Raw genomic sequence first — 25,677 nt, forward strand, 5'->3', positions numbered from 1 at the left:
GGTCATCAGAGTTGTCCGTTCTCGTTGATACCAGGGAGCACGCCATCGTCGAAGGTGAGCGCGTCCTGACCCGCGACGGCCTTATCGCTCGGAGGCTTGCGGAGTGCTGCAGGTACCCCGGGAAGCTCGTCGGCGGCTATGAACGGCCCCGCCATGATTTGCTCCAGTAGCGCGACGCCGTGGGGAACGAGTGCAACCGTCTCCTTGATGGCAGCGACTATCTCGATGAGCTCGACGCTCCATTCGTGCAACCAAGAGGTCGGACGGATGTGGTCAAGCGGAGAGGTACTGGAGGCGGCACGGCCAGCAGGCTTGGACATGCGATAGCCGAGCCACTTGGGGATCACATCCATCCCGCTCACCTCGAAGTTCCAAACGTCCGTGGGAACTCCTGTCAGGATGCCGTCGGCAACCTGCAAGGCCTCGGTGGCTGCGTGGTACTTGATGTCGGCCCTCCCGTCAGGGAGACGTGACGGCTCGGTCGTCCAGGTGATTCCACTTGTAGGAAGGGGACCGGTGCCGAACCGCTCGCCGAACGTCTGTAGCCAGATCAACCTCTGACCGTGCTTCACCATCTGCGCGAAAAGCTCCGGGTCGGACGTAAGCGGCACACGGGGCCCGGGAGTCTCTAGCGCCTCGTGGAATCGGTCGGTGTAGTCGGTGCCAGCGAGCACGCCGAAGGTGTAGGCGAAGAGCTGCTCGACGGTGACCTTGACCCCCAGCTTGTCGCTAAGAACCCTGAACGCCGCCGGGTCCGCGTTGGGTGTGCCATTGGCGTCGCGGTACAGCGGAACGATGTCCTTGCCGCCGTAGGAGCCGCGGAAGTGATGCTTGTCCGGCACGGCTGTCGTCAGCGTCGCCGCTGGTCCGCCGCCGAGACTCGTCGTGTTCATGGTCGTGAGGAACACCTGCTTGCTTGACAGGGATGCCCAGAGCGACGGACTCTCGGTCTTGGCGAGGCGAGGGTCATGGAAGGTCCACTGACGATCGAACGAGCGCATTCCGAAGCGGACGACGGGTTGGTGAGCGTCACCCGACTTGAGGTCGACGAGCTTCGTCATGCCGGGCACCTTGGTGGTGATGCTGCGCCCGGTCTTCGAAGGCGCGAAGTACTTCAGACGCTCGTCGGGCACACTCGTCGCAAGGAACTGCTCCCATCGCTCCTCTAGCAGTTCTTTGGTCGGGGCGACCGGCCACGTGCGACTGATCATCGACCCTGGCTGCTGCCACGGAAACAGGTCGGTCACTTTGGGGCACGCCGCCCAGTCGGCACCGCCTGCGGTCGGGATCAGGGGCGAGTGCCAGTCGGTACTCGCCTCAAGGGTGGTGAGCGTTGTCTTGCCCAAGGCGAGGTCGGTGAGGGCGGCGAGCTTGTCGGCACGGGTGCCCCAGTAGCTGGCGTAGCGGACGAGCGCGGGCTTGCTCCGGTCGCTCTTGCCGTGGCGGATGAGCGTGACGATGGCGACGGGTGACTCGATGTCGAAAACGTTCTCGTCCTTGCGGGTGCCCTTGTTGTCGCCGTGGAGATCGATGACAGTGATCTCGTCAGCAACCTCGCGGGCGAGTCGGCGAAGGCCCAGGAATCCGGGACCGTCGAGCCACGACGAGGCGGTGATCATGGACACGACGGCCGGACCCGTGTTCTCCTCGAAGACCTTCCAGATCGCCCAGCGCCAGAAGTAGACGTAGAGGTTGTAGAGGCTCGCGTGTGCGCTGAAGATGACGTGCTTCTTGGCGTCGTCGAAGATGTCGTCGAAGAGCGACCTCTCGCCGACGGCCTTGATGCCCTTGGTCTTCGCGGTGATGAACCCTCCCGTGCCTTGGCTCTCAACGCGGTCGTAGGGCGGGTTGCCGATCAGCACGTTGTGGTGCCAGTCGTACTTCACGCGGTCAGCCTGGACGCCTTCGGCGCCGATCGGGTCGTCGAGGCCACTGATGCGGGCGACGCGCTTCTCGGACAGAGTGTCGCCGAGGAAGACGGGGATGCGCTCCTGCTCTCGGAGGTCTTCGGGGAGGTCGAGCGAGACCTTCAGGTGGCTGACTGCGTAGGACGCGAGCGAGATCTCCAGGGCCGAGGCGTGGCTCAGCGCGGTCTTGACGCCGATCTCGCCCGCGTTGCGCTTTGCCTGCTCCAGCCACTCGACCAGGAAAGTGCCGGTGCCGTTTGCGGGGTCGAACATCGAGACCATCGAGTCCTCGGCGAGAGCGCCTTTCGGGATGTCGATGTCGGGGTGGGACTTGACGTACTCGCCCCAGGTCGTCGGGTCCGCGACGCCCAAGGGCAGACCGAACGACTTGAGCGCGTCGTCGACGGTCTTGACGATGTAGCGCACGACTGGTTTGGGCGTGTAGAAGGCACCGAGGTCCTTGCGCTGCTCCGGGTCGTACTGGGCGAGGAACTCCTCGTAGAAGTAGACGACGGGGTCGTCGCGCTGGTTGTCGGCTCCGAAGTCGGCGAGGAGCTCATCGACGTTGGTCCGGGCGAGCTGCTCGGCGAGGTCGGCGAGGCCGAGTTCGTCGACGTCGATGATGCCGTCAGAGCCCTCGCGGAAGCGGGCGTAGATCGCGTCCAGGAACTCGTTGTCGAACTTCATCACCGCGAGCGACTGCTCGGACTCGAACTGCTCCGGGTGCGCGATGCGCGCGGTGAGCAGGCCATAGACCATCGTCTGCGCGTAGACGTCGGCGAAACGTTCCTCGGTGATGTCGCCGAGGAGCTGCTCGCGGACGTCGCGGTACAGGCTACGGATCGGCCCGGTCTTGGTCTCGACGGTAAGCAGGTCGGCGACCTCGTCGCGGACGTCCTGGGCCACCTCCGCCATTCGGCGAGAGAGCTGCTTCGCGGTTCTGAGGCCTTCTCGGTAGCCGGCGAGCGCACGCCCGCCTACAGGGTCGACGACAAGTCGTGGCGCATCGTCAGCGGTCCACGACAGCTCAGGGACGGCCTTGCGGACCAGCAGGTCGAGGCGGGTCTCGGTGGGCTTGTCCGACCACGACAAGACCCGCAGGACACGCTTGCCGTCCTTCTCGCGGAAGTTCACGACATGGATGACCTTCTGGTCGCCGTTGGCGAAGCAGAAGAACAGCAGGTCGTCGAGTTCCCACGTGGGATGCGTGCCTGCGCCGCGCCCACGCTTGTTGCTCACGAGCCGGTGGACCAGACGCCGAACGGCAGTGATCGGGAGATTGCGGCCGTCGAAGTTGAGGAAGAAGACTCCGAAGTTCTGTTTGGCGGTGAGCGGCGGGAGCTGGGTGATATCGATGAGCTTGGCGACCTTGGCGGGGTCGAGGTGTAGTTCTTCCGGCTTCCAGTCGATGAGGATGTCGTCGGACTGGAGATGGGTGACGTCCGGCAGGGGCCAGGAGAGACCGTCGCGAAGGAAGTCGATGAGTGCCCAGGTGTCCTTTGGGGCATTGCGGATCAGCTCGCGCAGCTTGGCGTCGGCGACCATTCACTGCACCTCGATCCAGCAGAGCGTCTTGGGTGAAGGCGCATCGAGGGGCATCTGGGTCTCCTTGCGAAGCTGTTTGGTCTGGTCCCGTTCGAACTCGCGAAGCGCGGAGTGCACCTTTGAGTGGTCGCTGAAACCCTTGGCCTTGTCGGTCGGCTCGGCGGCGATGGCGGCCTCGACGGCATGGAGCCCGTGCTCGTCGCCGTCCGGTGTGCGCACCGACCACTGGATCTCGCCCGGTTCGATGCTCCACTTTGCCTCGGCACCGTCAGTGGCCTTTGTGAGCAAGGGGATGCGGCGACAGACGAACACACCTGTGGGCTTGCCGTCCTTGGCGGTGGAGATGCCGTCGGGGAGGCGGTCGACGAGCTCTTCGAGCCCGGGGTTGTCCTTGACGAGCGTCAGCCACTTGAGGCGGAGCTCCTCGATGGGCGCGATGTCGCCGTTGTACTCGTCCTTGAAGGCCTGGAATACCTTCACGTCGTCGTACAGGTCGGACTCGTCGATGAGCTTGCCGCCTGGGATGCCGAGCGTGCTGGATATCATCAGGGTCTTGCCGTGGACGCGGTTGTAGAGCTTGATGAGGTCCTCGATCTCGGTCGGCGGCAGGAAGTTGCGGATCTGGATGTGGCCGCGCGACTTCTTGGCCGACGGCCGCTCCTTGACCAGCTCCTTCTCGATCGCTGGGTTCATCCGGCGGTCCACACGGCCGATGCGCTGCATGAGGCGCACGGGGTTCCAGTGGATGTCGTAGTTGACCAGCAGCGTGCCGTCCTGAAGGTTGACACCCTCGCTGAGCACGTCGGTGGAGACCAGCACGCGGAGAGGGGCGAGCTTCGTGCGGTCGGCAGCCGACACCTTGTTGTAGAAGGGGGCGAACCGCTTGATCATCTCGTAGCGCGACGAGCCGGCGGTGCGCGAACCGTCGATCCGGTCGACGTCGGCGAGCCCGTCCTTCCGGAGGCTCTCTTCGAGGTAGCGGGCGGTGTCGGCGAACTCGGTGAACACGATCACCTGCTCGGTGCGGAACTCCGGCGTGAAGACGTCAGGGTCGAGCACCTCCTCTCCCTTCTTAGCCTTCACTTTGGTTCGTCCGATCAACAGGTCGCGGAGGCGGAGGTACTTGTCGTCCACCCCCGCACCGCCCAAGATCAGGTCCATGAACCGCTGGAGCTGATCAAGGTCCTCAAACGCTGCGTCGATCATGTCCTGAAGCTTGTAGTCGCCGCCCACCAGGTTGTAGTCGAGCTCGCTGAGCGCCTCCTCGGTGAGGTCTTCTTCGTGCCAGACCTCCTCCAACGTGGCGCGATAGCGGTCGTGGATTGCTTCCAGGGTGGGCTCGTTAGCTGTACGCCAATCGGCCAGGCGGATCTCCTGGTCGGGGTCGACCTTGGTGTTCACGTCGAGCCAGTGCAGCACCTTCGCCGACAAATCGAGGCAGGAGCCCGCGAAGGCAGCCAGGCTCGACTCGAAACGCTTGAGGAAGATCGTCCGGATCAGGGCGACGACCTGCTTCTGGCGGTTCTCGGCCTTCGTGTCGACGTCCTTCTTCGTCGAGAACGCCAAGGGGTAGTACATCGGCAGGACGAAGAGCGGGGTTGATCGGCTGAACGCGTTCTGCAGCTCGGTGAAGAGAGGGGTGTACAGCGTGCCGAAGTCGTAGGGAATGACGCGCGGCACCTGGGTGTCGGGGAAGATCACCTCCGAGCCGCCGACCACCTTCGAGCTCTCGACGGCGTACTTGCGGCTGTTCTGATGAATGATCGACTGGAAGAGCTTGTCCTTGGCCATCAGGTCTGCGATTGCGGCGGCATCTGGGACTGTGGCCTTGAACGGCTTCTCTAGCGCAATGAAGTACTTGCGCAGGCTCTTGATGCCGATGCTGGCGAAGTGGTCGTCCTCATCGACCCCGGTGAACAGCTCGGCCTGGTGGACGAGATCGAAGAGTGAGTTGTTGATTGGCGTGGCGGTCAGGTTGAATACGATCTTGCCCTGGCAGATCTTCTCCATGCGCCACCAGCGGGAGCCCCAGGGGTTCTCTTCAGTGGGCACCGTGCCGTGGTTCCGAAAGTTGTGGGCCTCGTCGATGATCACCACGTCGGCCCGCTTGGCGAGGTGCTCGATCTCCTCGGCACCGGCCTTCGTGGTGAGGTCCGTGTGAGCCTTTACGATCACGTTGGAGAACTGCCCGCCGTACAACTCAGGCAGTCTTTCCTTGATCTCTGGATTCCACACGGCGTCCTGGCCGGTCTTGGTCGCCATGATCAGCACGTTCTTGCGTTGCCGCACCGCGTAGTACTCGGTCAGCATCAGGCCCACGAAAGTCTTCCCGAGACCCACGCCGTCGGTCAGGAAGCCGCCACCCCAGCGGCGCGACATCTCGACGAGCGAGTGGAAGGCCTCCTGCTGGTAGGGGGCGAGCATCGGATAGATGACCGACTCCGACTCCTCCCAGGACTTGTCGGTGGGGTCGACGTTGGCCGTGAGAGCTTGGAGCGCCTTGGCATAGACCTCGAAGGGCGTGAATTCTCGAACGTTGTGCTCCACTACGGCCAGCAGCTCGGGATTGACCGGTGTCGCGTCGGCCCAGTGCTCTTCGTACCACGCCTGGAGATCGGCGACCTCTGGTCCCTGGAACTTCACGTTGAGCTCGACGTTCTGGGTGAGTCCAGGGCGGGTGAAGTTGGAGGAGCCGACCAGGGCCGCCGAGCCCACCACCTTCAGCTTGCTGTGTGTGATGTAGGCCTTGGCGTGGAACTTCTTGGGCTTGTAGACGCGGATCTCGATCTTGCCGGTCCGGACGCCGTCGACCACGGCGTCTACGCCTGTCAGGAAGGTGTCACCGTTCTGGCGTTCGATGTCGATCGAGGTGTCGAGCGCCGCTGCGATGGCGTCGGCTGTGGTCCTGCCCGTCTCGCCACCGATAAGGAGACGAATCTTGTCGACCTTCTGCCAGGCACCATCGAGTGCCAGGAAGGCACCGATCTCGAAGTGACCCGTGGCGATGTCGATTGCCGAGCTGATATCGCACCACTCACGAACGTACTGGAGAGCCTTCCACTCCTGCGCGGTGTTGTCGACGATGAACTGCTCTGAAGTGGCCAATGCTTGTCTCCTCGATGGTTCCTCGCTCCGAACTCTATGGGTCACGCTTGCCTCAGCCACCTCCTCTACTGATGGTTGACGCCTCACCCATGATCAGATGAGCCCTACCTTCGCGACGAACGCGTCTGCAACTGCCTTCCGCGTCTGGAACGACGAGCGGATGGTCAGGCGCGCTTCGCCGCTGGCCGTCACCGACGAGACCAACACACCCATGCTCTGCCAGTCCGGGTTGCTGTAAGCGAAGTAGTCGACTGGCTGACCGTTGCCAGCTGCGGCTGGCTCTGCCAGACGCTCGAGGCAATGCAAGTCTCTCTCGCGCGTACGCCAGATTTCGGCCGCGACCGCGACCACACCGTGGACCGACAGGGCGCTGCCGGCGATCGAGGAGCCTCGCAACGCCCGACGCTCGTCGATCGTCACCCGCCCGAACTCCGGTCGGACCTCTACGAGCTTGTCCCAGAATCGAACGAGGAAGGCCACCTGCTCGTCGCGTGCCTCAGTCGTGAAGGGGACATCGCTCCAGTGGTTCTCCAGCGCCTTGGAGAGCGTATTGAAAGCGAAGAGTTTCGCCGAGGATGCGGAGACGGAGTTCTTGAGCACTTCGACGTTGTTGAACGTCAAGTGGGGCGACCCGTGCACGAGCCGATTCGCGAGGTCGTCCGTGGTGAAGTCGTCACTGTAGGCGGACTTCGCCGCGCTCTCGTTCACCTTGTCGCCCTCGGTGTTGAAGCTGCGACCCACCCGGCTGGCGGTCCTTCGGTCGGCCACCCAGATGCGTACGGCGAACCGACGGTCGAAGAGGTGCAACGCGTCTGGGTTCATGGCTGCGATGTTGTCCGCAGCCTGCTGGATGGCCGTGATGCGGGACTGCGAGTCAACAGCGGTGTCGAAATAGCCAGTGAAGAGGATGAGGTTGTCGTCCTCCAGCTCGAAGTCGGTCCTGCCGGGATCGGGGTCGATCCGGATCGAGAGGTTGCCGATCACGCCGTTCCCAGCGAGGAGGTCGTGCGACCAGTTGCCCACCTTGCGCTTCGTCTTGGCGGACATCTTGTTCGTGCGCCAATCGGGGCGGATGTTCCCCTCAAGGCGAAGCAGGTCCGCATTGATGAGCTCGATGATCTGCCTCCCGGTGAGGACGGTCTCGAAGTGGACCCCGCCGGCATCATCCACCTCGCGAACGTCTTCAAGGATCAGGATGGGGTCGTGCTTGGCCATGGTGCTGCTCCTTTAGTACGGGTCTACGTATGCAACACCTGTCACTCTAGGACACGTAGGCCCGTATGACAAGCGAATAGGCGTAGACGCGCTCCCCCGCCGGCAACCACTGGCCCCTGGGCGTTTGGGGCTAGCCGAAGAGCCCTCCCCCGACGACGCCGCCAGCAAGCTCCCCGAACATCCGCGGTAGGTGTCACTCGACCAAGGACAGCGATGCACCCGACAATGTTGGGGCCTGGGTGGGGACGTCGACCTTGTCGCCCTGAGGGTCGGGTCATGCGGTCACCAGTTCTTGCTCCAGCAGTGACGCTGGCCTCCACCCTGGGGATTCGTACCCATCGACGACGATCGCGACTCGGGCCAATCGCAGTCGCCAGGCCCTCCCGACCTAGTCGCAGAGCTCGGCGCCCCTCATCCCCGGGTCCACTGAGCGGGCACTGCTCCGCGCTCAAGCACTTGCAGGAACCTGCGATTCGGCGACGCGCTCGGCAGAGCCGAGCACACCACCTTCGTCGCAGTCTCGTGATCCACACCCCGCAGCATGGCGTACGCGATGCCCACCGAAGGCGTCCGTGATTCAGCAGCCACGCAGTTGACGAGCACGACGGGCCCCTCGTCGCGCAGCGCGGCGACGGTCTCGGGCGCGTCGCGCAGCACGAAGGCCACGTTGCGGTCTCGCGCGCAACCACCGCTCGCCGGCGCGACGTGTCCGCCATCAATCTATGTGCGCCTGTCGAAGCGTGTGTTGCCTCTTCGCTTCCGCTCTGAGATCCCTGTGTTAAGCATCTCCTCATGGGCATCGAGGAGATGAGTGCGTACGACCAGGCCGCCTGGCAGGCGAGCATGGATGCCGTATACGAGTCACGCACTAAGCGTCGTGTTCCCGCTCAAGCACGGGAGTTCGCAGAAAGAGTGAGTCAAGCAGCATCGTCCGGTTACGACGCAATGCCTATGCGCGACCAAGCGGAATGGGTGATGGAGAAGGCATTCGACGGTGCGATGGCGGTCACATTCCGTCCGGCGCTTCGCTCGGTGAGGCCTACGGCCATGATCAACCGTGCGCAGGAGCGACACCCCGAGATCGGTGAGCTCAGCGACCTGCGCTCTCTGTCGCTGGCCGATTGCGACAAGCTTCGACGATCGCGCGCCGGCTTGACGGTTGCCACTGCGGCGGAGGGTGGAGGCAGTTCCTTGGCCGTCACGGGCGCCGAGATCGCCACAACGGTGTCGGGCGGAACAACGGCAGCCGTAGCGTTCGCTGCTATAGCTGCCGACACGACGGCGACCATGGCTGCGATGGGGCGAGCGATCGGGACCGTCGCTTCCACATACGGCTACGACGTCCGCGACCCTGAGGAAGAGTTGTTTGCCCTCGGCGTCATGTCCCTGGCATCAGCGGGGACACTCACGGGCAAGACCTCCGCCATGGCGTCCCTCTCTCGGCTAACTCAGCAAATGATGCGCCAGGCCACGTGGCGGCAGATGCGGCGGAACGTCCTGGTGAAAGCCATCGACAGCACATACAAAGCCCTCGGATTCAAGCTAACCCGAAGGAAGCTCGCCCAGACAGTCCCAGTCGCGGGCGTCCTGCTGAACGCAAGCGTAAATGCTGGTTTGGTCAACCAGACATTCAAGCAGGCAGAAGCGGTATATAGGCTGCGGTTCCTCTCGCAGAAGTACGGCATCGACCCCGCCGAGTGGCGGCGTGAGCAGGCGGAGGACCCCTCTGATAACGAGGGGGTCGTGAGGGCCGACGAAGAGCTTGAGCGGGTCATGGAAATGACGAGATCCGAGGAGGCCTCGCGTATCAGTGGATCCAGGCCTCCTGGGCCAGTGCGCGAGAGCTTAGAATCGTCATGACCGACCACCACGGCTCGCGCGATCACCCAGATTCTGAGCACAACAGAGTTGACAGGCACCCGCAGACGTGGCAATCGAGGTCGAGGAGACCGTCCTCGGCCGGCCGGCGCCGTGATCACCCACCATGTCGAGGACGTCGTCCCGCGCGCCCGACGAACCGGGTGAGCCGGTCCGATTACGCTCTCCACGAACACCCCTTGCGCTCGAACATATGTTCGAATAACGTACACACATGGAGACGTTGGCATGGCGACCGGCACCCGGGGTCGAGGGCGTCTTCGACGTGCCCGTCGCCCTCGTCAACGGTCCCTTCGTCAAGCTGAGCGACGACGAGGTCGACAACGGGCTGCTAGCCATTGACCGGTGGATGGACCACCTCCTCGAGGCGATCGACGCCGAAACCGACGACGAAGGGGGATCCCCGAGCGATCAGGTGCGCGACCGCATCCGCTCGATGGAGCGGCTTGGGAGGCGGCTCGACGCGGCGAGGCTGCGTCTCCTGGCTCGCGCGGAGCGGTCGCAGGTGGCCGAGCGGGCCGGGCACGTCGACACCGGCTCCTGGGTGGCACGCACCACCAACGACGACCGGCGCACCGCAGCACGCGATGTGGGCCTGGCCTTGTCCTTGGGCTCGCCTACCCGAGACGAGGGCGAAGGGGGTGACCCCGCGGCCGAGTCCGGCGGGCAGGGCGGCCAGGCAGAGACGGGCGAAGGGGGTGCCGTCGCCGACGACGGCGCGGTCACCTTGTCGAGGACACGGGTGGCCCTCGACGCCGGCGACATCAGCACCGCCCACGCCCGGGTCATCGCCCAGGCCATGGCCGACCTGCCCGACGGCCTCGACCCCGACCAGCGAGCCGCGTGCGAGGCCGAGCTCGTCCGCATGGCCCTGACCCGCTCCCCCAGCACCCTGCGCATCGCCGGACGCCGCATCATCGAAGCCGTCCAACCCGACCCCGACCAGGTCGACGCCCACGAAGACACCATCGTCGCCACCGAAGAAGAACGCGCCTACCAAGCCTCCGCGTTCTGGATCAAGGACAACCGGCGACGGCACCATGACCGGACACTTCACCGTCCCCTGGGCCTCCGGCGCCCTGCTCAAGAAGGTCATCGACGCCATGACCGCACCCCGCCGCCACCACCCCGACCCCACCAGCAGCCACACCGGCGACGACACCCACACCGGTGCTGCATTCGGCGCCGGCGCCGATGCGCCTCGCCCGGCCGCGACCGTCAGCGACGCCACCACCCCCAGCGACAGCCCCACCGGAGCCGACCCCTTCACCGGTACCGGCCGCGGCGCCCTGACCACCCGCTGGGACGAGATCGACTGGCAGCAACGCCGAGGCATGGCCCTGGCCGACCTCCTCCTGGACATCCCCACCGACCACCTCAGCCCCAAGATCGCCGCCACCCTCATCGTCACCACCCGCCTGCACGACCTCCGCGACGACCTCCGCAAGGTCTCCACCACCGACCTCCACGACACCATCAGCGCCGGCACCACCCGCCGCCTCGCCTGCAACGCCGGGATCATCCCCGCCGTCCTCGACGGCGACACCCTCCCCCTCGACCTCGGCCGCCAAAAACGCCTCCACACCCAAGCCCAACGAGTCGCCCTAGCCACCCGATACACCGAATGCGCCGCCGACGGCTGCGACCGCCCCTTCGCCTGGTGCGAAGCCCACCACCTCCAAGCATGGGAAGCAGGCGGAAACACCGACCTCGCCAACGCCGCACCCCTATGCGGTCAACACCACCGAATGATCGACGCACCCCACTGGACCCACCACATCACCCACCTCCCCGACGGCACCGTCACCATCACCTTCCACCGCAGGACGTAGATCGGCGCCTCCGCTGATTACCCGACAGCGCCGCTCGCCCTGTCACATCCCTTCGTGATCGCCCGTCATCACCACATGAGACGCGACACTGACGCTGTGGAACTCCACGGCCGCGTTCGCGACCGAGCGCCCCCGGCTGCTGCGCGTCGCCACGCACATCCTCGGCGATGCCGGTGAGGCCGAGGACGTCGTCCAGCAGGCATGGATCCGGTTGCACACCTCCGGGGCCGACATCGACAACCTCGCCGGCCGGCTCACGACGGTCCCACTCGCCTCTGCCTGGACCGGCTACGCGCCCGCACCCCCGTCCCCACCGAGGACATCGACACCGCCGCGATCGTGGCTGACCCAGCCGATGACGTCGTCCTTGCCGACACGGTGGGCGTCGCACTCCAGGCCGGGCTGGACCGGCTCTCCCCCAAGGAGCGGGTCGCCTTCGTGCTGCACGACAGCTTCGGCGTCGAGTTCTCCACGATCGCCTCGATTCTCGACACCAACCCAGCAGCCGCCCGTCAGCTGGCGAGCCGATCCCGCGCCAAGGTCCGTCAGCCGCAGCCGCAGGACGCCCTCGACGACTGGCAGGTCGTCGACGCCTTCATGGCCGCGGCCCGTGAGGGTGAGTTCGCCCGGCTCCTCGAGCTGCTGGCACCCGACGCGATCGTCGAAGGGGATGCCACGGCCGTCCTCATCGGCACCCCGGCGCGGATGGCCGGACAGGGCGAGATCGCCGAGTTCTTCAACGGGAGTGCCCACGCAGCCCTGCCGGTCTTCGTCGGGGGGCGGGCGGGGTACGCATGGTTCCACCAGGGCCAGGCCAAGGTCGCCTTCGACTTCACCGTCGACGAGAGCGCAGTGACCCGGATCGACTTCCGGGCCGACCCAGAGATCCTGGCGACCGTCGTGCGGCGGCGGGATCAGAGCGTGCGCTGATGTCACACTCCCGCGTCGCCAGTCGTCAACGACGCACAGACCCACCCACGAGAGGACACACGATGAAGACCATCACGTGCCGCCAGCTCGGCGGCCCCTGCGACCTGCAGCACCGAGGCGAGACCGGCGACGAGGTCATCCAGGCCCAGGACAAGCACCTCAAGGAGATGGAGGCCGCCGGCGATGCCGCGCACCAGCCGGCCCGCGACGACATGAAGGCGCGCTGGCTCCATCCGAAGAGGTCGCTCGGGTGGTACCGGGACACCAAGCGAGCCTTCGACGAGCTGCCCGAGGACTGACCGGCCACTCCCCCCTTCGCCTACAACCGCACGAGCATCTTGCCGGTGTTGGCGCCGGTGAGCATGTCCATGAAGGCCTGGGGCGCGGCGTCCAGACCCTCGCGCACCGTCTCGTCCCAGCGGATCTCGTCGGCGGCGATCCAGCCAGTCATCCGCTGCTGGAACTCCTCACGCACCTGGTCGGCGTACTTGCCGACGATGAAGCCGCGCAGGGTGAGCCGCTTGCCGATCGCCAGGGCGAGGTTGCGCGGCGCGCACGGCGGCTCAGTCGAGTTGTACTGCGCGATCGCCCCGCACATCGCGACCCGGCCATCGGTGTTGAGGTTGGCGATCGCGGCCTCGAGGTGGTCACCGCCGACGTTGTCGAAGTAGACGTCGATCCCGTCCGGCGCGGCCGCCGCGAGCTGCTCGGTCACCGAGCCGTCGTGGTAGTCGAAGGCCGCGTCGAATCCCAGCTCACCGAGCCGGGCGACCTTCTCCGCCGACCCGGCCGACCCGATCACCCTGGCCGCGCCGCTCAGCCGGGCAATCTGCCCGACGAGCGAGCCGACCGCGCCGGCCGCCCCGGAGACGAAGACGGTGTCCCCTTCGCGCATCTCACCCGCGACGAGCAACCCGGCATACGCGGTGATCCCCGGCATCCCGAGCACGCCGAGGTAGGCGCTGTCCGCAGCCGCGGAGGTGTCGACCGCCGTCGCCGAGCTCGCCTCGAGCACCGCGTGCTCGCGCCAGCCCAGCCGGTGCAGCACCGAGGTCCCGACGGCCAGGTCATCGCTGCGCGAGGCGATGACCGTGCCGACCGCGCCGCCGTCGAGCGGAGCGTCGATGGCGAAGGGAGGGACGTAGGACTTCACGTCGTTCATCCGGCCGCGCATGTACGGGTCGACCGACATCACCGAGTTCGCCACGAGCACCTCGCCGTCGGCGAGCTCGGGGATCTCGGTCTCGACGATCCGGAAGTTCTCCGGCGTCGGCGCGCCCTGCGGGCGCGAGGCGAGGTGCACCTCGCGGGTGGTCGTCGGGATGCTCTGGTCTGGGGTGCTCACGAGAGGTCCTCCTGGACGGTGCAGCGGGTACGAGATGTCGGGTTTGCGGTGATGGTGGTCGGCGGGCGAACGGCTGCCGGGACGGGCCGGCTCAGCGCTCGAGCAGCCGCAGCAGCGCCTGCGCCGCGCCGGCGGAGGACGCCGGGTTCTGCCCGGTGACGAGCAGACCGTCCTCGACGACGTGCTCCTGCCCGTCGGTGCCCTTGCGGTAGTCGGCGCCGGCCGCGATCAGCGCGTCCTCGACGAGGAAGGGGACGACCTCGGTCAGGCCCGCGGCCTGCTCCTCACCGTTGGTGAACCCGGTGACCCGGCGACCAGTGACGAGGAGGCTCCCCCCTTCGTCGGTGGCCTCGCGCAGGATCCCCGGGGCGTGGCAGACCAGGCCGAGCGGGCGCTCTGCGGCCAGGGTCTCGCGCAGCACCCGCTGGCTGTCGGCGTCACCGACGAGGTCCCACAGCGGGCCGTGCCCACCGGGGTAGAAGACGGCGTCGAAGTCGGCCGGGTCGATCTCGGACAGCACGGTCGTGCTCCCCAGCGCGGCCTGCGCCTGCTCGTCCTGCTCGAAGCGGCGGGTCGCGTCGGTCTGCGCCTGCGGGCTGGCGCTGTTCGGGTCGACCGGCGACTGCCCGCCCTTCGGCGAGGCGAGGGTGACCTCGTGGCCGGCGTCGACGAAGACGTAGTACGGCGCGGCGAGCTCCTCGAGCCAGAAGCCGGTCTTGTTGCCGGTGTCGCCGAGCTCGTCGTGGGAGGTGAGGATCATCAGGATGCGGGACATGAGATGCCTTTCGTGAGGTGTGTTCGGTCGGTGTGTGGGAAGGGGGTGCCGGGCGAAGGGGGTGACCCGGCCCGGTCTGGTCAGTCCAGGTCGACGGTGTCGTAGCTGTCGATGAGCCGCTGCCCGAGCGAGCGCAGCAGGTCGGCCTCCTCGGGGGTCAGGTCGAGCCGGTTGCCGACCTCGTGGCGCACCTGCGTGGCCGGGCCGGTCAGCTCGCGGCCGGCGTCGGTGAGCGAGACGCTGACCCGACGCTCATCCGCCGCCGAGCGGGTGCGCCGGACCAGGCCCATCGTCTCCATCCGCTTGAGCAGCGGCGAGATCGTGCTGGCGTCGAGGTGCAGCTGCTGGGCCAGGTCGGCGACGCCGAGGCCGTCCTCGTCCTTGAGCAGCAGCAGGGTGGCGAACTGCGGGTAGGTCAGCCCGAGCCGGGCCAGCCCGGGCCGGTAGGCGTTGGTCACCGAGCGTGAGGCCGCGTAGAGGATGAAGCACAGCTGCTCGCGCATGTGCGGCATCTCCTCGCCAGCCACGGCGGCAGAGAGCGAAGGGGGCGACGAGGGCGCTGCGCGCTCCGTCGGCACGGGTGCGGTCGTGCCCGCCATCGAGGTCGCCACCGGTCAGTCCCGGGTCGAGCCGAGCGCCCAGGCGACGAGCGCGGGCTGGAAGGCCAGCCGGACGGCCCGCTTGCGGTCGCTGTCCAGGCCGAAGGCGTCGAGGCCGGCCCGGTACTGGTGGACGTTGCCCGGGGTGACCGCGACGAAGAACGCGGCGACGATGTCACCGACGAGACGCTGGTGGTGCTTGGGCAGCGCGATGAGGGCCGCGCCCTGCGCGATCTCGACGACACCGGAGGCGAGGACGACGGCGTCCTTGGACCCGGGCACCCAGTCGGGCACCTGCGCCTGGAACTCCTCGCGCTCGGTCGTGAGGTGGCCGACGCCGGCGCGGACCAGGAAGGCGCCGAGGGCGAGGCGAGCCACGGTGCGGGCGGTGCTCATGGGAACTCCCTCCGGGGTTGCGGGTGCAGCGACCTCCTCAGGTTTGCACACCATTAGTTGGTGCACAAATCACTGATGACATCCCGTGGTGCTCAGCTGGGGGTGCGTCGATGCCCTAGCGTGGTGAGCAAAGAGCGGGCACCGCTCCCGAACCCAAAAGGACGACGATGACCCCACCACTGAGCACCCAGCACTCCCCCCTTCGCCGCACCACGCTGCGCGCCACCGCCACCGCCTCACTCGCAGCCCTCGCCCTCACCAGCTGCTCGATGGGTTCCTCCGACGAGGAGGAGCAGTCCCCCACCGAGACCCAGACCGAGTCCACCGAGACGGCGAGCGAGACCCCCAGCGAGACCCCGACCGAGACCGAGACCAGCACGACCAGCGAGACCTCGGAGGAGTCCGAGCAGAGCTCCTCGGCGGCCGCGCCCGCCTCCGGAGACGTCGCCGAGCCCGGGACCGAGGTCTCCGTCGGTGACTCGGTGGTCACCCACGTCCAGACCAGCGGGGAGAAGTCGGACGAGTACTTCGGGTACGCGACGCTCTCCACCACGGTCACCTCGGCGGAGCAGGGCGATCCTGCCCTCTTCGAGGAGGCGGAGAACTCCGGCGACTTCGCGGGCATGACGCCGTGGTTCGTCAAAGCCGAGCACGAGTGGCTGACCTACGAGGGCGAGCCGAACTCCAACATGATCCCCAACCTTGTCGCCTTCAACAGCGAAGGGGGCGAGGTGAGCCCGGTGATGAACTCCACCTGGAGCGGGGGCATCGACGGCTGCGAAATCTCGATGCCCGACGAGAAGGGTGTCGGTGAGAAGGCCACCAACTGTCACGTCTTCGCCGTCCCGGACGGGCAGCAGGTCGCGGCCGTCGGCTGGCGCGGCGACGACTACGCCGACGGCGGTGGCAGCGCCTCGGACAACCCGTACTACGACGACCCGGTGGTGTGGACGGTCGACTGACCGGCGGGCCGTCCGCGGCCGCGCGGCTCAGCCGATCGGGCTGGGGGTACGGTGACTGAAACCGTAAATGCGATTTATTCTCATTCGCCCCTTGGCTGCTGGATCGGACTCGTGACGCACACTTCACCCGTGACGGCCTCGCACACCCTCCCTTCGCCCGATCACGACGGGACCCACGACCACGGCGCGATGCACGACCACCACGACCACGGCGCGATGCCTGCGCTGGAGCGCCGCTGCGACGTCGCCGTCATCGGCGGATCCGCCGCCGGCCTGGCCGCCGCGCTGCAGCTCTCGCGGCAGCGCTGCCAAGTGGTCATCGTCGACGGCGGCACCCCGCGCAACGCCCCGGCCGCGGCCGGCCGGTGCCGTGAGCACGCACCACGTCGACGACGTCGTCCTGCGGGCGCGTGTGGTGAGGTGCGCGGGGTGAGGTGCGTGGGGTGATGTGCCCCGGGTGAGGTGCGCGGGGTGAGCCGCGCGGGTCAGTTCCGCTCTCGGCGAACACCTCTTGTCGTCGAACACCTGTTCGACTAGTGTTCCTCTATGACGACGTTGGCGCGACGACCCGCACCCGGTATCCCCGGTGTGGTCGACGTGCCCGTCGCGCTGGTTCGGGGTGGGCTGCTCGAGCTGACCGGCGACGACGTGGCTGACGACCTCGCAGCGATCGACCGGTGGGTGGACCACCTCCTCGGCGCGATCGACGCCGAGGCGCTCGGCGGCCAGACCGCCGGCCTCGACAGCGCGACCTCTACCAGCGACGGCGGCGACGCTCGCGACGGCTGCGACGCTCGCGACGGCGGTGGCGCTCGCGACGCTCGCGTCGGTAGTCGGATGTCTAGCGCACGCACACAAGAGCGCATCCGCGCGATCGAGCGCCTCGGCCGACGGCTGGACGCGGTCCGGCTGCGGATGCTCGAGCGCGCCGAGCGCGCACAGGTCGCGGAGCGGGCCGGGCACGTCGACACCGGCTCCTGGGTGGCGCGCACCACCAACGACGACCGGCGCACCGCAGCACGCGATGTCGGCCTGGCCCTGTCCTTGGGCTCGCCACGTCAAGACCCGGGCCGAGAGGGTTGCCCAGGCGCGGGCGGGCCGAGCGACGAGGCCGGGACGCAGCAAGGCGGCACCGCGACCGGCGGGGTGGGTGCCGCCACCGACCCGCGGTGCCCCGGGGACGGCGACGCGGGCGGACCGGGGCCGTTGTCGCGGACCCGGGTCGCCCTCGACGCCGGCGACATCAGCACCGCCCACGCCCGAGTCATCGCCCAGGCCATGGCCGACCTGCCCGACGGCCTCGACCCCGACCAGCGAGCCGCGTGCGAGGTCGAGCTCGTCCGCATGGCCCTGACCCGCTCCCCCAGCACCCTGCGCATCGCCGGACGCCGCATCATCGAAGCCGTCCAACCCGACCCCGACCAGGTCGACGCCCACGAAGACACCATCGTCGCCACCGAAGAAGAACGCGCCTACCAAGCCTCCGCGTTCTGGATCAAGGACAACCACGACGGCACCATGACCGGGCACTTCACCGTCCCCTGGGCCTCCGGCGCCCTGCTCAAGAAGGTCATCGACGCCATGACCGCACCCCGCCGCCACCACCCAGAGCGCACCGACACCCACACCGGAGCTGCATTCGGCGCCGGCGCCGATGCGCCTCGCCCGGCCGCGACCGTCAGCGACGCCACCACCCCCAGCGACAGCCCCACCGGAGCCGACCCCTTCACCGGTACCGGCCGCGGCGCCCTGACCACCCGCTGGGACGAGATCGACTGGCAGCAACGCCGAGGCATGGCCCTGGCCGACCTCCTCCTGCACATCCCCACCGACCACCTCAGCCCTAAGATCGCCGCCACCCTCATCGTCACCACCCGCCTGCACGACCTCCGCGACGACCTCCGCAAGGTCTCCACCACCGACCTCCACGACACCATCAGCGCCGGCACCACCCGACGCCTCGCCTGCAGCGCCGGGATCATCCCCGCCGTCCTCGACGGCGACGCCCTCCCCCTCGACCTCGGCCGCCAGAAACGCCTCCACACCCAAGCCCAACGAGTCGCCCTGGCCACCCGATACACCGAATGCGCAGCCGACGGCTGCGACCGCCCCTTCGCCTGGTGCGAAGCCCACCACCTCCAAGCATGGGAAGCAGGCGGCAACACCGACCTCGCCAACGCCGCACCCCTATGCGGTCAACACCACCGAATGATCGACGCACCCCACTGGACCCACCACATCACCCACCTCCCCGACGGCACCGTCACCATCACCTTCCACCGCAGGACGTAGAGGATCCCTGGCGGTTACCCATCGGTAGGATGTGAACGTGCAGACCCCGGTTGATCTCGCCCAGCAGCTGACCCGATGGGGGTTCGGTCAGGCCCTCCCGAGCCTGGTCTTCACCAGTCGAGCCCGCAACGGTGACCTGCAGGGGCAGGTCGTCAAGCGGACGACCCGGTCCCAGGACCTGCCCCTCGACCTCTTCGACCAGATCCGCGCTGCCGGACCGTTCGCGGTCGAGAAGATCGCGCACACCACGGCCCGACTCGACGTCGTGCGTGAGGTGCTCGCCAGCCCCGACGTCGCGGTCGGGCAGTTCACCCCCGACCAGTCCCCCTTCGTGCGCGCCGCAAGCTGGGCCGCCCGCAGCGCCCCGGTCGGGCCGATCACTCCCCCTTCGCTCCTCGCCGTCGAGCCGCCCGACCACACCCGCATGCGCAAGCTCGTCACCCGGGTCTTCACAGTGCGGGCCGTCGAGCGGCTGCGCGGGCGGACCGAGCAGATCGCCGGCGAGCTGCTCGACGAGATGGAGCGACGACGCCGCGCAGGGCAGCCGGTCGACCTCATCGAGTCCTATGCGGCGCCGCTGCCTGTCACCGTCATCTGCGAGATCCTCGGGGTGCCGCAGCGCCACCAGGCCGACGTCCTGCGGTTCGGCAACCTTGCCGCACCCAGCCTCGACTTCGGGCTGCCGCTGCGGCGGTTCCGCCAGGTCGAGGGGGCGCTGCGCGAGTTCGAGCAGTGGCTCACCGAGCACATTGAGCGCCTGCGACGCGAGCCAGGTGACGACCTCTTCAGCCAGCTCGTCGCCGCCCGCGATGACGACGGGCAGCCGCTCACCGATGTCGAGCTGCGGTCCACGGCCGGCCTCGTGCTCGCCGCCGGCTTCGAGACGACGGTCAACCTCATCGGCAACGCGACGGCGCTGCTCGACCAGCACCGGGAGCAACGAGAGGCGCTGCTTGCCGGCGACGCTCAGTGGTCCGTGGCGGTCGACGAGGCGCTCCGCCACGACCCGCCCGTGCTGCTCACCGCACGCACGACGATCCGGGACACCGAGATCGCCGGGGTCCCGATCCGGCGCAACCGGCCGATCGTCACCCTCCTGGCCGCAGCCAACCGCGACCCCGAGGTCTTCACCGACCCAGATCGGTTCGACGTGCACCGGGACAACGCCGCCGACCACATCTCCTTCTCGTCGGGCCGGCACTACTGCCTCGGCGCCGCCCTGGCCCGGATGGAGGGTGACGTCGCCCTGCGAGCCCTGCGCGAGCGCTACCCCGGGCTGCGCGTCGACCACGAACGCGCGCGCCGACGCAACACGCGGATCCTGCGCGGCTACGCCGCGCTTCCGGTCGTGCTCGAGCCGTAGAACGACCGAACGCGCACCTCGGGCGGCGATCGGCGCGGCACTCCGTACCGCTCCTGACGTCGCTCGACCCGCATGCGCAGACCCGGTGCAGCCAGGCCGGATGCGCGTGCAGTCGCTACTCCTGGACGAGGCGGTTGCGGGCCTGGAGTACCTCGAGCTCAGCGACCGGCTCGTCCTGCAGGTCCGCGACGGTGTTGATGTCCTGCCAAGCGCCGCCGTTGACCCGGAACTCACCCGCCAGCTTCGCGTCGACCTTGATGTCGTAGGTCCCAATGTCCTCGTAGCTGTGGATCACGTCCCCGTCGGGGTACTCACCCCCCGCACTGGCAACCCACTTCGAAGACTCGCCATCGCCGTAGTCATACCAGTACCCCGCACTGTCGACCCGGAACTCCACGCTCCACGACAGCAACTGCACCGGCTCACTGACGTCCCCTGGCCCCAAGCCCTTGCTCGGCCACTCCGCCCGGAAGTACGTCGGAAGCCGGATCAACGTCTTGTAGCCGGGAGGATCCACGAGGACCTTCGGCTGCGCGAACGGCAGCTCACGAAACGCCTGCTGCACCTGACCGAACGTCGGCGTCGGCGGCGTGACCACCTCAGCACCCGGCTCAGCCTCCGGACGACCGCACGTGGTCCCCGTGCTGCTCCACTCGCCGCCACCGACCCGACGCCAAGAGACATACCGGAAGTCCTGCTCACCGTCACCGTTCGTGCAGATGCTCGACAAGCTCTGCTCACGACGCCGCGACCCCCGGCGCGGAATTTCCCTCCGCACACCAACCCCGGAGCTGCACCTCGACCTTCGGCTTAGCCGATGCAGATTCAGCATGTGCCCCGGTGGAACCACTCGAGTCTTCACCCCCGCTTGGATCACCCGGCCCTGGAACCCAGCGACAGACACCTTCTCCTTGCATGCCCGCCGTGGTGGTGCTTGCCGCCGAGTCGCAGACCCAGCGTCCATCAGCACTCCCGGCCTGAGTGGGGGAGACCATCGCGACGAGACAGTTGACAACCGCCCAGACCTTCAACGCGTTCACCGCTCGTCGAATGTGAAGCCGTCGACGCGCCAGGCCCCGTCGGACCACACCAGGAATGCGTTGTACTGAAGGTCTGACTCCTCGATGACCTCCAGTGTGCTGCCTTCTCGGTCCACCAACTCGTGCTTCGGGGTACTCAACTCGGCTGAGTATGTAAGGACGTCGGGATCGCTGCCTAGCACCTTTTCGTTGCGCGGCTCAAGATAGGGATTGATGCTCTCTCTCTGGTCGTCCTCGTCCCACTGCTCGATCAGGGCGGCGAATCTGTCACATTCGACGCACTCATCAGTCCTGAACGGTTCGAGGTATGACATGTCGAGCGTCTTGGCTGCCTCGCCGAGGTTGATCACGTACTGCCGACCAAAGGCCTTCGCCCCCGCCTTCGAGTGCTGCTTGGCCGCGGAGGGCATCTCCTTCGACGCCTCGGTGATCTCCCCCGCCCCTGAGCTGGACGTAGAGCTCGACCCCGAGTCAGACGACGTACCCGACCCGGACTCAGACCCAGACGACGCAGAACCCGACGAGCTCTCCGAGGGCTTGACCACCGTCGGCTTCACCGTTGAGGTGCTCGAGGTCGCTTCACCCCCTTCGTCACCACCGCACGCAGTCAGTGCCAGCGCCACCGCTGCCACCCCGAGCACACCCCACCGACGGCTCTTCTGCACGAGCTCATCCCTTCGCCTGGCCAACACCTGCTGCGGTCGAGGCTAGCCACCCCAGCCCGATCCGCATCTTGAGCTATCCACAACCTGGTCGGGCCACGCGGCAGGGAGGGTGCCGATACCGTGCGCAGGGTGAGCGAGATCCACGACCTGACCGCCCTCGAGCAGGGAGCCGCCATCGCGCGAGGGGAGCTGACCCCCGCCGACCTGGCCGAGCACTACGCCAGCCGCACCGACGACGTCGGCGCGTACATCACCCCGACCCCGGAGCTGGGTATCGAGCACGCCCACCGGCTCACGTCGCAGGGCCGACCCGAGGGAGCGGGTCCGCTGTGGGGCGTCCCGACCGGCATCAAGGACCTCCACCCGACGAAGGGGGTGCGCACCACCTTCGGCAGCGCCGCCTTCGCCGATCACGTGCCCTCCTTCTCCGACAACATCGCCCTGACCCTCGAGGCGGCGGGCATGCCGAGCCTGGGCAAGACGAACACCCCCGAGTTCGGCACCCCCTGCTACACCGAGCCCGACGTCGCACCCCCGGCCGTCACCCCGTGGGATCGCAGCCGGATCGCGGGCGGGTCCAGCGGCGGAGCGGCCGCCGCCGTCGCCGCAGGTGTGCTCCCGATCGCCCCCGGGTCCGACGGTGGCGGCTCGATCCGTATCCCCGCCTCGTGCTGCGGGCTCGTCGGGCTCAAGCCGAGCCGCGGCCGGATCAGCCCCGCCCCCCTCTACGGCGACACCGCGGGTCTGTCTACCGCGGGACCGATCGCCCGCACCGTCCGCGACGCCGCCGCCCTGCTCGACGTCCTCGCCGGACGCCGGGTCGGCGACCCTTACTGGGCGCCCCCGCCGAGCGCCCCCTTCGTCGACGCCTGCGAGCGGACCCCCGGTCGGCTGCGGATCGCCCGGTTCATCGAGCCGGTGATCGTCGAGACCAAGATCCACGAGAGCAGCCGCACCGCGTGGGAGCGCGCCAGCCAGGTGCTCACCGACCTGGGCCACGAGGTCGAGGACATCGAGGTGCCCCTGCCCCGGGAGGCGATGCGCACCTTCTCGGTCGCGTGGTCCGCGCTCGCGGCGATCTCTGCTCCGGGCGACGAGCGGGCGGAGCAGCTGCGCCCGATCACCCGCTGGCTCGTCGCGCGTGGCTCGCAGACCTCGGGCCCGGAACTCGCCCAAGCCATCGGGCACCTGCGGCGGCACGCCGCCGACGCGCTGACCCGGCTCGCCCCCTTCGATGCGGTCCTCACCCCCACCCTCGCGCAGCTGCCGCCGCCGGTCGGGGCGCTGCGCGACGACGAGGACCCGGCCCGTGACTTCGCCCAGCAGAGCGCCTTCACCCCGTACACCAGCGCCTGGAACGTCACCGGCATGCCCGCCATCTCCCTCCCCCTGCACCGGCACGACGGACTGCCGGTCGGGGTGATGCTCGCCGGCCGCCCCGCCGAGGAGGAGCTCCTCCTCTCGCTCGCCGCGCAGGTCGAGGACAGCCTCCCGCCCACGCCCGTGGCCTGGGCGAAGGGGGTGAGCGGGCGAAGCGAGTAGCCGGGTCGAACGGGTGAGCCGCGCGAAGGGGTGAGCCGTCCCCCCTTCGGCCGTAGGCTCACGCTGGTGCTGCGCTCCGAACCGACTCCGTCGCGCGCCCGGCTGGGCGTGTCGGCGATGTTCTTCACCAACGGGGTGATCTTCAGCGCCCTGCTGCCCCGCTACCCGGAGATCAAGGACACCTTCGAGCTGAGCAACAGCGCGTTCGGCCTGCTCGTCGTCGCCTTCCCGGTCGGCGCGGCGCTCGGGGCGCTCTTCGCCGGCCGGGCGATCCGCGCGCTCAGCGCCCCCACGGTGACCGCCCTCGGCACCCTGCTCGTCGCGCTCGCCCTCACCGCTGCGGGATTCAGCCCGGTCGTCTGGCTCTTCGCGGGCGCGCTCGTCCTCGCCGGCGCTCTCGACGCGATCGTCGACGCCGCGCAGAACGTCCAAGGCGTCCTCGTCGAGCAGTGGCGCGAGCGGTCGGTCATCAACTCGCTCCACGCGCTGTGGAGCATCGGCGCGGCGACCGGCGGGCTGATCGGCGCCGCCGCAGTCGCTGTCGACCTGAGCATCGGCCTGCAGATGGCGATCAACGGCGCGCTGTGGTCCGTCGTGGCCGCCGTGAGCAGCTATCTCTCGGTGGTGCCCGACGAGGTGCGGGCGCGCATCCGGTCCGACTCCGCGCAGGAAAGCTCGGTCGCGGTGGGCAGCCCCGGCGCCCGGCGGCACGCGTGGCGGCTGCTCGCGCCGCTGGTGGTCCTCGCCTTCTGCGGAACCCTCATCGAGGACGTGGCGAACAACTGGGTGGTGCTCTTCCTCGCCCGTGAGGCCGGCGCTCCCGCGGCGGTGGCCGGGCTGGGTCTGACGGTCGTGCTGGGGGCACAGTTCGTCGGTCGGCTGCTCGGGGATCCGATGACCGACCGGTGGGGGCGGGAGGCGGTGGCCCGCAGCGGTGGCGTGATCATCGCGGTCGGGGCACTCCTGGCGATGTTCTCCCCGGCCTACCCGGTCGCGGTGCTCGGCTTCGCGCTCACCGGGCTCGGCTGCGCGACGCTCGTCCCGGCGGCGTTCGCGGCCGCAGGTCGGGTGCCGGGTCTGCCAGAGGGCACCGGGATCGCCGTCATCGGATGGCTGATGCGCCTGGGCTTCCTCGTGACCTCCCCCGCGATCGGGCGACTGTCCGACGCGACGAGCCTGTCCACCGCCATGGTCATCCCGGTGGCCGCCGGGCTGCTCGCGGCACTCGTCGCGAGCGTGGTCGGACGGCGCGCAGCGGCACGCCCCCGGACCGCCTGAGCTGGGCGCACCGCCGGACGCCCTGTCGTCGCCGGCACCTACGATCGTCCGGTGCGTGTCGTCTCCTTGCTGCCGTCGACGACCGAGATCCTCTTCGCCATCGGCGCCGGCGAGGACGTCGTCGGCGTGACCTTCGAGTGCGACCACCCCGAGGAGGCGCGCACCCGGCGCATCGTCTCGACCTCGGCGATCCCGCCCGGCCTGACCCCCCGGCAGATCGACGACGTCGTCGCGGCCGCCCTGCGCCGCGGCGAGGACCTCTACCACCTCGAGGCCGGCGCGCTGACCGACCTCGACCCCGACCTCGTCGTCACCCAGGACCTCTGCGCCGTCTGTGCCGTCGACGTGTCGGTCGTCGACGACGCGCTGGAACATCTCGGGTGCCGGGCCGAGGTCGTGACCATCGACCCGTACACCCTCGAGGACGTGCTCACCTCGATCGGCACCCTCGGCGCCGCCGCCGGCCGGGAGCGGGCGGCGGACCAGCTCGTCGCGTCCCTGCGGGCGCGCCTCGCCGCGGTCCGTGGCACGGTCGACGGCGAAGGGGGTAACCCACCTCCTCGGCGGCCCCGGGTTCTCGTCCTGGAGTGGCTCGATCCCCCCTTCGCCCCGGGGCACTGGATCCCGGAGATGGTCGAGGTCGCCGGCGGCACGCCCGCCCTCGGTGTGCGCGGGACGCCGTCCCGCCGGGTCACCTGGGCCGAGGTCGCCTCCTGCGGGCCCGATGTCGTCGTCTGCGCCCCGTGCGGTTACGGCCTCGACGAGGCGAGTGAGCAGGGCGCGCGAGTCACCGGCCGGTTCCCCGGTGTGCCGGTGTGGGCGGTCGACGCGGACGCTTCCTTCGCCCGGCCCGGTCCGCGGCTCGTCGACGGGGTCGAGTGCCTGGCCGGGATCTTCCACCCGGACCTTGCCGGGCCGCCCGACCCTGCCTTCGCGCGGCGGCTCGCGTGAACACCCCGAAGCGGGCCACCCCTGGCCCCGCCGCTCCCGAACGGGAGGGCGGGGTGT

General features: G+C 68.4%; 23 protein-coding genes and 1 pseudogene. 14 read left to right on the forward strand and 10 right to left on the reverse strand.

The genetic code is table 11. From position 1 onward, the window contains the following. Nucleotides 1-5 precede the first annotated feature (5 nt). A complete protein-coding gene (locus tag FB557_RS11280; protein WP_170236281.1) occupies nt 6-2,594 on the reverse strand; it encodes a type ISP restriction/modification enzyme in 2,589 nt (862 codons plus the stop codon). Between the two features lie 36 nt (nt 2,595-2,630). Between FB557_RS11280 and FB557_RS14230 the strand changes: the two genes are divergently transcribed. Continuing rightward, a complete protein-coding gene (locus tag FB557_RS14230; protein ID WP_170236282.1) occupies nt 2,631-3,296 on the forward strand; it encodes a hypothetical protein in 666 nt (221 codons plus the stop codon). Nucleotides 3,297-3,452: 156 nt separating this feature from the next. On the opposite strand, the gene FB557_RS11285 is transcribed toward FB557_RS14230, so the two are convergent. The 3 genes from FB557_RS11285 to FB557_RS11295 form a co-directional block, all read right to left on the reverse strand. After that, nucleotides 3,453-6,557, reverse strand: coding sequence for a helicase-related protein (locus FB557_RS11285; RefSeq protein WP_170236283.1), 3,105 nt, complete (start codon nt 6,555-6,557; stop codon nt 3,453-3,455). Between the two features lie 93 nt (nt 6,558-6,650). After that, complete coding sequence (locus FB557_RS11290) at nt 6,651-7,772, reverse strand: DNA sulfur modification protein DndB (RefSeq protein WP_144857741.1); 1,122 nt, start codon at nt 7,770-7,772, stop codon at nt 6,651-6,653. A 411-nt stretch (nt 7,773-8,183) separates the two neighbouring features. After that, nucleotides 8,184-8,438 carry a protein-tyrosine phosphatase family protein gene (locus FB557_RS11295; protein WP_211356562.1) on the reverse strand — a complete coding sequence of 85 codons (255 nt, stop codon included), beginning with the start codon at nt 8,436-8,438 and terminating at the stop codon, nt 8,184-8,186. Nucleotides 8,439-8,564: 126 nt separating this feature from the next. Here FB557_RS11295 and FB557_RS11300 point away from each other — a divergent pair, with 126 nt between their 5' ends. From FB557_RS11300 to FB557_RS11320, 5 genes and pseudogenes are all read left to right on the forward strand, one after another. After that, entirely contained in the window at nt 8,565-9,632 is a 1,068-nt protein-coding gene (locus tag FB557_RS11300; protein WP_144857743.1) for an EcsC family protein, read from the forward strand. A gap of 454 nt (nt 9,633-10,086) precedes the next feature. Beyond that, a pseudogene (locus FB557_RS14895) lies at nt 10,087-10,548 on the forward strand (DUF222 domain-containing protein); the annotation flags it as partial. Between the two features lie 142 nt (nt 10,549-10,690). Continuing rightward, nucleotides 10,691-11,482, forward strand: a complete 792-nt coding sequence (locus FB557_RS14745) for an HNH endonuclease signature motif containing protein (protein ID WP_144857744.1) — start codon at nt 10,691-10,693, stop codon at nt 11,480-11,482. A 339-nt stretch (nt 11,483-11,821) separates the two neighbouring features. Further along, a complete protein-coding gene (locus tag FB557_RS14750) occupies nt 11,822-12,412 on the forward strand; it encodes a sigma factor-like helix-turn-helix DNA-binding protein (protein ID WP_281290065.1) in 591 nt (196 codons plus the stop codon). Between the two features lie 62 nt (nt 12,413-12,474). Beyond that, a complete protein-coding gene (locus FB557_RS11320; RefSeq protein ID WP_144857745.1) occupies nt 12,475-12,711 on the forward strand; it encodes a DUF1059 domain-containing protein in 237 nt (78 codons plus the stop codon). A gap of 20 nt (nt 12,712-12,731) precedes the next feature. Here the strand turns inward: FB557_RS11320 and FB557_RS11325 are convergent, their stop codons facing one another. The 4 genes from FB557_RS11325 to FB557_RS11340 form a co-directional block, all read right to left on the reverse strand. Beyond that, nucleotides 12,732-13,757 carry an NADP-dependent oxidoreductase gene (locus FB557_RS11325; protein WP_211356563.1) on the reverse strand — a complete coding sequence of 342 codons (1,026 nt, stop codon included), beginning with the start codon at nt 13,755-13,757 and terminating at the stop codon, nt 12,732-12,734. Nucleotides 13,758-13,848: 91 nt separating this feature from the next. Then, nucleotides 13,849-14,532 carry a type 1 glutamine amidotransferase domain-containing protein gene (locus FB557_RS11330; RefSeq protein ID WP_144857746.1) on the reverse strand — a complete coding sequence of 228 codons (684 nt, stop codon included), beginning with the start codon at nt 14,530-14,532 and terminating at the stop codon, nt 13,849-13,851. 80 nt (nt 14,533-14,612) lie between these two features. Continuing rightward, on the reverse strand, nt 14,613-15,143 hold the full coding sequence (locus tag FB557_RS11335) for a MarR family winged helix-turn-helix transcriptional regulator (RefSeq protein WP_246074743.1): 531 nt from the start codon (nt 15,141-15,143) through the stop codon (nt 14,613-14,615). A 3-nt stretch (nt 15,144-15,146) separates the two neighbouring features. Beyond that, on the reverse strand, nt 15,147-15,527 hold the full coding sequence (locus FB557_RS11340; protein ID WP_144857747.1) for a DoxX family protein: 381 nt from the start codon (nt 15,525-15,527) through the stop codon (nt 15,147-15,149). Between the two features lie 167 nt (nt 15,528-15,694). Here FB557_RS11340 and FB557_RS11345 point away from each other — a divergent pair, with 167 nt between their 5' ends. The 4 genes from FB557_RS11345 (at nt 15,695) to FB557_RS11360 (ending at nt 20,144) form a co-directional block, all read left to right on the forward strand. Beyond that, on the forward strand, nt 15,695-16,489 hold the full coding sequence (locus tag FB557_RS11345; protein WP_144857748.1) for a hypothetical protein: 795 nt from the start codon (nt 15,695-15,697) through the stop codon (nt 16,487-16,489). A 129-nt stretch (nt 16,490-16,618) separates the two neighbouring features. Continuing rightward, a complete protein-coding gene (locus FB557_RS14820; protein WP_342778935.1) occupies nt 16,619-16,936 on the forward strand; it encodes an FAD-binding protein in 318 nt (105 codons plus the stop codon). Between the two features lie 99 nt (nt 16,937-17,035). Next, a complete protein-coding gene (locus FB557_RS11355; protein ID WP_144857749.1) occupies nt 17,036-18,781 on the forward strand; it encodes an HNH endonuclease signature motif containing protein in 1,746 nt (581 codons plus the stop codon). 37 nt (nt 18,782-18,818) lie between these two features. Next, a complete protein-coding gene (locus tag FB557_RS11360; protein ID WP_144857750.1) occupies nt 18,819-20,144 on the forward strand; it encodes a cytochrome P450 in 1,326 nt (441 codons plus the stop codon). Between the two features lie 115 nt (nt 20,145-20,259). On the opposite strand, the gene FB557_RS11365 is transcribed toward FB557_RS11360, so the two are convergent. Beyond that, the gene (locus FB557_RS11365; protein ID WP_144857751.1) at nt 20,260-20,742 is read right to left on the reverse strand and encodes a hypothetical protein; all 483 of its coding nucleotides are present in this window, start codon (nt 20,740-20,742) and stop codon (nt 20,260-20,262) included. A gap of 438 nt (nt 20,743-21,180) precedes the next feature. Next, on the reverse strand, nt 21,181-21,594 hold the full coding sequence (locus tag FB557_RS11370; protein ID WP_144857752.1) for a DUF6318 family protein: 414 nt from the start codon (nt 21,592-21,594) through the stop codon (nt 21,181-21,183). On the opposite strand from FB557_RS11370, the gene FB557_RS11375 reads away from it, so the two are divergent. From FB557_RS11375 to FB557_RS11390, 4 genes are all read left to right on the forward strand, one after another. Next, a complete protein-coding gene (locus tag FB557_RS11375) occupies nt 21,578-21,895 on the forward strand; it encodes a hypothetical protein (protein ID WP_144857753.1) in 318 nt (105 codons plus the stop codon). The two genes, FB557_RS11370 and FB557_RS11375, sit on opposite strands and share 17 nt — an antisense overlap. Nucleotides 21,896-21,978: 83 nt before the next feature. Further along, entirely contained in the window at nt 21,979-23,391 is a 1,413-nt protein-coding gene (locus FB557_RS11380; protein ID WP_211356565.1) for an amidase, read from the forward strand. Nucleotides 23,392-23,457: 66 nt separating this feature from the next. Next, the gene (locus FB557_RS11385; RefSeq protein WP_246074745.1) at nt 23,458-24,669 is read left to right on the forward strand and encodes an MFS transporter; all 1,212 of its coding nucleotides are present in this window, start codon (nt 23,458-23,460) and stop codon (nt 24,667-24,669) included. Between the two features lie 51 nt (nt 24,670-24,720). Beyond that, a complete protein-coding gene (locus FB557_RS11390) occupies nt 24,721-25,620 on the forward strand; it encodes an ABC transporter substrate-binding protein (protein WP_144857754.1) in 900 nt (299 codons plus the stop codon). The last annotated feature ends 57 nt before the right edge of the window (nt 25,621-25,677 follow it).

The organism is Marihabitans asiaticum, from assembly GCF_007828725.1.
GTDB lineage: Bacteria > Actinomycetota > Actinomycetes > Actinomycetales > Dermatophilaceae > Marihabitans > Marihabitans asiaticum.